The following is a 604-nucleotide window of genomic DNA, read 5'->3' as shown; positions in this document are numbered from 1 at the left end:
CGGCTTTGCGCAGTGCGGCGGGGGAGCCGTAGCGCTCCAGCAGCCAGGTGACGGCCGGGTGGTCCAGGCGGGGGCCCAGAACGCGCTCCAGCGACGGGTGGAACTGGGTGAGCAGGCCGCGTATCCGGTTGGAGGTGCGGGTGGCCTCGGCCGCGAGGTCCTGGTCGAAGCCGACCAGAACCGTGAGTTCGGCGGTGATCTCGTCGGTGAGTTCCAGCGAGCGCAGCGTGTGCGGCATGGTGCGGGCCGCGTCCGCGATGACCGCAGCGTCTTTCGCGTCGGTCTTGGCCTCGCCCGGGTAGAGGTCGGCGATCCGCCGCATCGCGAGTCCGGGCAGGTAGGCGACCTTGCAGCCCGCGTCCCGGGCGACCGTGAGCGGCAGAGCGCCGATGGAGGCGGGCTGGTCCACGATGACCAACACGGTGCCGAACTTCGCGGCCAGCTTGTCGAACACGGCCCGCAGTCTCGGCTCGCTGTTGGGCAGCTGCTTGTCGAAGACCTTCTTGCCGGCCGGAGTCAGCCCGTGCCCGTGATGAGAGCTTTTGCCGACGTCCAGGCCGAGGAACACGCCCACGTCTTCGGTGTCGAACATCGCGCCCTTCCC

At 69.9% G+C, this 604-nt stretch carries 1 protein-coding gene; it reads right to left on the bottom strand.

The genetic code is table 11. The features are described from left to right. Window positions 1-592: IS110 family transposase (locus tag QNO09_RS39635; RefSeq protein WP_283975072.1), on the bottom strand; the 592-nt coding region annotated here is incomplete at its 3' end. Window positions 593-604: the final 12 nt, after the last annotated feature.

Origin of the sequence: Streptomyces sp. 378 (genome assembly GCF_030124145.1) — a bacterium.
Classification (GTDB): domain Bacteria; phylum Actinomycetota; class Actinomycetes; order Streptomycetales; family Streptomycetaceae; genus Streptomyces.
The sequence above is the reverse complement of the archived record's forward strand: the minus strand, read 5'-3'. Positions and strand labels throughout refer to the sequence as shown.